Annotated in this window: 11 protein-coding genes; 6 read left to right on the top strand and 5 right to left on the bottom strand. The window is 65.8% G+C overall.

What is annotated here, in order from left to right:
* A partial coding sequence (locus IM632_RS08605; RefSeq protein WP_296552227.1) for an AAA family ATPase occupies positions 1–437 on the bottom strand: 437 nt, incomplete at its 3' end.
* Positions 438–570: 133 nt separating this feature from the next.
* Here IM632_RS08605 and IM632_RS08600 point away from each other — a divergent pair.
* A complete protein-coding gene (locus IM632_RS08600) occupies positions 571–1,251 on the top strand; it encodes a recombinase family protein (protein ID WP_296498737.1) in 681 nt (226 codons plus the stop codon).
* On the opposite strand, the gene IM632_RS08595 is transcribed toward IM632_RS08600, so the two are convergent.
* Entirely contained in the window at positions 1,248–2,327 is a 1,080-nt protein-coding gene (locus IM632_RS08595) for a replication initiation protein (RefSeq protein WP_296531455.1), read from the bottom strand. The two genes, IM632_RS08600 and IM632_RS08595, sit on opposite strands and share 4 nt — an antisense overlap.
* A 274-nt stretch (positions 2,328–2,601) precedes the next feature.
* Here IM632_RS08595 and IM632_RS08590 point away from each other — a divergent pair, with 274 nt between their 5' ends.
* From IM632_RS08590 to IM632_RS08575, 4 genes are all read left to right on the top strand, one after another.
* Entirely contained in the window at positions 2,602–2,820 is a 219-nt protein-coding gene (locus IM632_RS08590) for a transcriptional regulator (protein ID WP_296498732.1), read from the top strand.
* A 481-nt stretch (positions 2,821–3,301) separates the two neighbouring features.
* Positions 3,302–4,345, top strand: a complete 1,044-nt coding sequence (locus tag IM632_RS08585; protein ID WP_296498729.1) for a hypothetical protein — start codon at positions 3,302–3,304, stop codon at positions 4,343–4,345.
* Positions 4,342–4,599, top strand: coding sequence for a hypothetical protein (locus tag IM632_RS08580; RefSeq protein WP_296498726.1), 258 nt, complete (start codon positions 4,342–4,344; stop codon positions 4,597–4,599). Before IM632_RS08585 ends, IM632_RS08580 begins: the two co-directional genes overlap by 4 nt.
* Positions 4,600–5,010: 411 nt before the next feature.
* The gene (locus IM632_RS08575; RefSeq protein WP_296518307.1) at positions 5,011–5,340 is read left to right on the top strand and encodes a hypothetical protein; all 330 of its coding nucleotides are present in this window, start codon (positions 5,011–5,013) and stop codon (positions 5,338–5,340) included.
* On the opposite strand, the gene IM632_RS08570 is transcribed toward IM632_RS08575, so the two are convergent.
* The 3 genes from IM632_RS08570 to IM632_RS08560 are packed head-to-tail and all read right to left on the bottom strand — an operon-like array spanning position 5,341 to position 6,134.
* A complete protein-coding gene (locus IM632_RS08570) occupies positions 5,341–5,628 on the bottom strand; it encodes a hypothetical protein (protein WP_296518305.1) in 288 nt (95 codons plus the stop codon).
* Positions 5,629–5,649: 21 nt separating this feature from the next.
* Positions 5,650–5,871, bottom strand: a complete 222-nt coding sequence (locus IM632_RS08565; protein ID WP_296518303.1) for a hypothetical protein — start codon at positions 5,869–5,871, stop codon at positions 5,650–5,652.
* Positions 5,872–5,873: 2 nt separating this feature from the next.
* Positions 5,874–6,134, bottom strand: a complete 261-nt coding sequence (locus tag IM632_RS08560) for a ribbon-helix-helix domain-containing protein (RefSeq protein WP_296518301.1) — start codon at positions 6,132–6,134, stop codon at positions 5,874–5,876.
* A 53-nt stretch (positions 6,135–6,187) separates the two neighbouring features.
* Here IM632_RS08560 and IM632_RS08555 point away from each other — a divergent pair.
* Positions 6,188–6,379, top strand: a 192-nt coding sequence (locus IM632_RS08555) for a hypothetical protein (protein ID WP_296552226.1), incomplete at its 3' end; no start/stop codon positions are given.

Below are 6,379 nucleotides of genomic sequence, written 5' to 3'. Positions count from 1 at the left end.
AGGAGTTGAACCCCTCTGGCGGATCCGGCGTTGAGCACCACGAACGCGGGCTTGCCTGCATACCGCACCAGGTCGGCGGTCGCCTGGATGGCGTGTAGGTCGAAGGCTCGCGGCCTGGTCGGAATCAACACCAGGTCGGCGGCCTTCACAGCCTCGCGTGCGGCGGCGTCGGCGTGCGGCGGCGTGTCGATGACGACAACCTCGGCCCCGAGCTCGCGGACGCCCTCGAGGGTCTTGGCCAGGCGGGTCGGCGGCGACGTGATGACTTCCGGCTCGGCCCCGCCGCGCCAGTCACCCCAGGCGGCTGCGGTGGCCTGCGGGTCCGTGTCGATGATGACGGCGACCTTGCCAGCGGCGGCGGCGGCGGCGGCGACGTGCACGGCCAGTGTCGTTTTCCCGCTCCCGCCCTTCTGGCTCACGATGGCGAGGGTTGTCATGGGCGCTTGCTCGCATGTTGGCGTGTTAGCACGTTCGCGTGTTGGGTTGATTATGCCTCTGGATGGTGTATCTGTCACCAGTGTTGGGAATGGACAAACGAGCGTTGCGCCATTCCATACAGGAGGGTTTCACATGCGGGTTGTCGCCTACTTCCGGGTTTCCACAGCCGCCCAGGGGCGGAGCGGCCTCGGCCTCGAGGCCCAGCGACAGGCGGTGGCGCAATACTGCGGCGGGCGCGCCTGCCAGGTGGTCGGCGAATTCGTGGAAGTCGAATCCGGCAAGCTCGACAGCCGCCCCGAGCTCGCCAAGGCCCTGCACCTGGCCAAGGTGACGGGCGCAACGCTGGTGGTGGCCAAGTTGGACCGGCTCAGCCGCAACGTCGCCTTCCTCGCGGCCCTGCAGGACTCGGGCGCCCAGTTCGTGGCGGCTGATATGCCGGAGGCGAACGAGCTCACCATTCACATCATGGCGGCGGTCGCCCAGGCCGAGCGCAAGGCGATCTCCCGGCGGACCAAGGAAGCGCTGGCGGCGGCTCGGGCTCGCGGCGTGCGCCTGGGCAACCCGAACGGCGCGGCGGCCCTGGTGCGGGCCGACAAGGGCAACGCGGCCTCCGTGGCGGTGATCCGCGAGGGCGCCGACCGCTTCGCCACGGACCTGCGGCCCATCATCGACGACATCACGTCGGCGGGGCACACGTCGCTGCGGGCGCTGGCGGTCGAGCTGAACCGGCGCGGCATCGTCACCCGGCGTGGCGGCCAATGGCACGCGGCGACCGTGCGGGACATCCTGCGCAGGCTTCCGGCTGCGGCCTAGCCTGGCGGCCCCCAGTCTCGCGCCTTGGCCTCACAGAAGCCCCGCCAGGACTTCCGCAGGCGATCCCCTGTCAGATCCCGCCGCTTGTCGCCCATGAAGGCGGTGTAGGCGGTGGCCAGGCGGGAGACATCCCAGCCGCCTCCATGCTCGCGCCCGATGGCGTGGAGCTCGGCTCCCGAGTAGGGCGACACCACATCGTCGGACGGCCAGGACAGGACGCCCGCCAAGCGCTCGACGGGCTCAACGATGGTCTCCGTGGTTCCCTCGCGGCGCGCCCTGCGGCCTGCGGAATGGCGCTGGTTTTCCTCGGCGGCGGCGAGGGCCTGGCGGCGGCCCTTGGATGCGAACCGCAGTTCAACCCCGATGACCTGGCGGCCCTTCGTGGTCTCGCGCCAGGTCATGTCGAATTCGGCGAGCTGGTCGATTTCCTCTTTCGCAGGCTCGAGCACCCGGCGGCGCAGTTGGGCGAAGTTCAGATAGGTTCCCTCGGGCACCTGCAGCAGCTTGCGCAGGGCCTGGACGTCGCCCCGCCAGGTCGGATCCCTGCGACTGTAGAGCGCGGCCCCGACCTCGTAGGCGCGCAGCGCGTAGGTTGATCGGAACCGAACAATCGCCTCCCGGCTCAGCCGAGCGTAAACGTCCGACCGCTCGAACATCTCGCAGGCGCGCTTGCTGAACCGGAACAGCACCACAGCCGATGCGGCGGCGTCGTCCTGGTCGTGGATCTCATCCAGCAGATGGAACCGGCGGGTGGACTTCCGGCCCTCGAGCATGTCGCCATGCGAGAACCAGACGCCCATCAGATCGGCGAAGGCGGCGCGGACGTGCTCCATGCTGGCGTGCTTTCCGCGCAGATCCCGCTTGGCGATCCGGTGGAATTCATACCGCCAGGCATCCCCGGCGGCGGCCTCAAGCATGAGCAACAGGCTGCGGCGTGCGACCAGGCTCAGTTCCTGGTCGCCCCTTGGCAGGTGAACGTCGATCAGCTCGACGGCCAGCGCCATGTCGCCCGAACCCTCGGCTCGGAGCTTGTGCGCAACCCGCATGGTGCGCCCGGTCGGCTGGCCCGTTCCCATGTGCCATGACTAGCACCCGGCGATGGCACATCAACCCCACCAAATCTGGCACATGACCCCACCAGATTCGGCACATGACCCCACCAGATTCGGCACACGTCCCCACCAAATCTGGCACATCGAGGCCGAATTTCCTCAATGGTTTCTATGGCATGAGGGGCCGGAATTAGAATCCAAGAGAATCTGAATCCCTCGTGGAAAAGCACCCTTTGATGATTACTCGAACCCCAGTTCGTGGTATGTTCCAACCATGATCTCAGCACAGCAAAGCCGCATGGCCAGAGCAGCTCTTGGGTGGTCGATTCGGGACGCGGCCAAGGCCGCAGCGATCGGCACAAACACCCTGGTGCGCCTCGAGGCTGGTCAGGACGTTTTCACATCCACGGCGAGCGCCCTGCGCACGGCATATGAGCGCGGCGGCCTGGTGTTCATGGATCGAGAAGCGCCCAGCCTCGGCGGTGGCCCAGGCGTGCGCCTGGTCGATCATGCCTGAACGGCGCTCAGCTAAGGGGCGAGGCGAATTCTTCGTCGTCGATGCGCCGACCTTCGCCAAGGCGTGTGATCTCGGCGCCGATTACGCGGCGGCCTACCTGGTCATGGCCTGCGGGACTGGGCGGGACAGCCGCACCAGCACCTGGTCGAGAGATGCGATCAGTCGACACATGGGCCTGACCTGGCGAAAAGCTCGCCAGAAGGTGGACGGGCTGAAAGCAGCTGGCCTGGTGGTGGAGCTGACACCACCCGGTGCGCCGAGACCGCGGTTTGACATGCCGCCCCTGGAGCGCCCGCCCATGCCAGCCGCAATGGCGAGACTGGCCGAGAGGGTCCGAAACGGAATTCAGCCGACAAGCAAGGCGGACAGGGAGACGGCGCGGCGAGGAGAAGCCCTCGGCTGGTTCACCCGCGAGGGCCAGGGCTTGTGGCGGTTGCTTGAGAGACCAGAGGGACGGGCCGCCTTCATACCGAAGACCCTGGTGCGCCGCGACGATGGCCAGCCGAGCATCGTGGAGCGCTTACGGGAGGCGCGAGACCCAGAGGCCCTGCAGCTTCTGGTCGATTTCTACGCGCAGCAGGATCTCACCGAGCGCGACGGGATAGACCGACTCACCTTGCGCAGGCGGTTCAGTCGGAAGTCAGTGGTCGCCACGGGCATGCACCAGCTCTGGCAGTTTACGGATGAAGGCCAGTGGACGAATTGGCGCGGCCTTGAACGTCACCACGCGAGGAAGGATCCCGACACCTTCTGGCGCAATGTCAGGCGCCTGGAAGACCTGGGCGCGATCGAATGGGCCTATCACCTCGCCGAAGACGACCAGCCGGACGCAGCGTTGGTCTATCCGGTGGCCCTGGTGCGCAGCGGCAAGGTTGTGCCTGGCGCGCTTGAGAGCGTGAGCGGCGCATGGGCGACCCTGGCGGCGGCGGTCCTGCATCCGGGGGACGACGTGGACCGGTTTGATGAATTTGACGGCCAGGCCCCAGAAGCCTTCACGCTTGTCGCCCCGCGCCACATGGGCGAAGTCGCGCTGGTCGGCGTCCTGCGGATGCGCAACCGGGCCTGGACGACCAACACAAGCCGGTGGCGCCGCATAGCCCAGGAGCGGGCGCAGCAAGCGGTCGAAGGTTTCCGGCGGATCGCCGAGGCGGAATCCCCGGCCAGCGTCCAGCACATGCTCGCCCGCGAGCCTGGACGCTTCACGTTCAGCCGTCCTGCAGATGATCCGCCGCTGGACTGGGAAGAAAGGCGGAGGCGTCTCGACGCCGTGATTGACGCAAGGGAAGCGAGCAGTCCCTCTGCCCAACTAGACGACACCCTCAACGACATTTTCGGCGGAATTGCAGACTTCAATGTGTCTTCAACGATGCTTCAAAGTGATATCAATTCATCCTCAGATCAGGTCTCACACGGCGAGCAGCACGATTTTCCGGTGGTCGAAAAGCCCTCGGCGTCTGACTTCGCCGACCTCGCTGCGGAGATGCGGCGCAGGCAGAAACCAGCAGGCCGGAGGGCGCAACGATGAGCTTCAATCGCTACTTCGCCGAGACGCTGGCCTGGCTCGATCTCGTGGAGGCCCAGCGCCAGGCGGTGTGGCACGACACCCAGGTGATCGACTTCGCGACAGCTCGCGCCCTGCATGGCCGCCAGAAGGCCCAGGACGGCCAGGAGCGGCTTTCCGGTGGTTTGGTATGCCGGTTCACGCCCAGGCCGCCCAGCGACCGGAAAATGGGCTTTTCGAGGGATGCAGCTTCACCCCTGGGCGACATCCCCGCCTGAAGGGGCGCGGACCAACCGCCGCACACTACGCGCACGGGGGCGAGGGCCAATTTTTCGGAGGCCGTAAAATAGGCCGATTTAGGCGACGGCCTCACTAAACTGGTGCTCGATAGTGGAGCATTCCGAATTTTTCGGCGCCATAAAAAGGGGCGCGGCCCTGAATTTCTGGCATCCGTAAAAAGGGGCTGCAGCCGCCAGATTTTTCAGGCTCGAATAGGTTACGCGAACGTCACGCCTGTGATCCTCTAGGGCGTCCTGCGGGGGCTGGCGTATCACAGGCGTGACGTTATCGCCTGGTTGAGAAGGCCGAGCTCCGGTTCCGGGATTCGCCCAGTGTGGGGCGTAATAAAAAAACAGCGAAAATCACACGCGTGGTTGGTGTGGTGCTCCACGGCGGAGGAAGGGCAGGCGATGTCGAGCTTAAGCGAAACGATGGCCTTGGGCGCCGGCCTTATGGGCGAGGCGGGTCTCGCCCTGGTGGTCCTCGCCGGGGCGTTCGTCCCCTGCTTCCTGGTCAGCAGGTTGTTCCTATGGCTGACGCGTAAATGGACCGGCGGCGGCAATTGGCGAGTGCTGGCCTGTCATGCAGGTTCCCTTGCCGTTGCTACGGTGTTGGGCGGCCTCGGCATGGCTGATGGCGGACCCTTCGCAGGGGCGCAGGCGCTCCAGACTTACGCCCTCCCGCAGCTGGTCCTTTTCATCGTCGATCTCTGGCGGCGTCGAGGATCTAGTCAGGCTTAGCTATCGCTCTCCAGAAGCCGCTAGATAGAACGCCATTAGGTAACAGGTCCACGCGAAGAAGGCTGCTAGCCCCATCACAGTCGTCCTCAAGACGGTCTCATAGCCCCATCCCGTGCGGGCCCATTCGTCTCTAGCTCGGTCGGAAAGGAACGCCGCAAAGAACGCGAGGGCTGTTCCCATCGCAAACGATAAACCAGGCGACAGCGTCGGCTTTATTCCTACCAGGTTCAAAGCGGTGATCACCGCGAGGATGGAATAGGCGATCAGGGCGTTGAGGTTCAGCTTCATCAATGCCTCCAGTTACTTTCGTCACCCGACAGGGTTTCCGGCCCACGCATTCGTTACGCCCAGCCACCAGCCGGTGAGCGGATAGAGGATCACCATCAGGAAGACGCCGAACGGCGCTTCATGGTGGCCGACGACCCATAGCGCGACGATCAGGGCCAGAACCCAGCCGCCGAAGATCCACAGGACAACCGAAGGGACAAACAGCGCCGTATGCAGGACGACCCGCGCAAGGAAGCCGCCCACGTCTAGCGCTCCCCGAACGTGTGCTTGCCTCGCGCCTGCAGCAGCAGGTCGATGGCCTCGCCGACCAGGGCCTGGACCGTGGAGCCTTCCTCGACGGCCAGCATGCGCAGCTGGCGGCTCAAATCCTCGGAGAAGTAGCCCACCACGGCGCGCTTGCCTTCCCGCGCCTTCGCCCTGGTTGTGGTCGACGAGCTCGAGGCCGCAGCTGGTGGCGGCGTTGTCCTGGCGGCGACCTCGGCCTTAAGGCCCTTGAATCGGCTCATTGGCCCTTCCTTCGTGATGACTTGTTGGCGTGTTCGCGTGTTGGCATGCCGACTTGTTCGCATATCCACTTCCAGAGCCTGGCGGCCTCGGCGGCGGCCTTCCCCTGCGGATCCGTCTCCCCGGCGACTTTCCCGGCGGCGGTGGCGTGTGCGAAGGCGGCGCGATCCGACAGGGCGACGGGACAGACGGCCAGGCCGAGCTCGCCCACCAGCTCGCGGGCTTCCGCCAGGAGTTGAACCCCTCT

The organism is Phenylobacterium sp., from assembly GCF_020402505.1.
GTDB lineage: Bacteria > Pseudomonadota > Alphaproteobacteria > Caulobacterales > Caulobacteraceae > Phenylobacterium.
The sequence above is the reverse complement of the archived record's forward strand: the minus strand, read 5'-3'. Positions and strand labels throughout refer to the sequence as shown.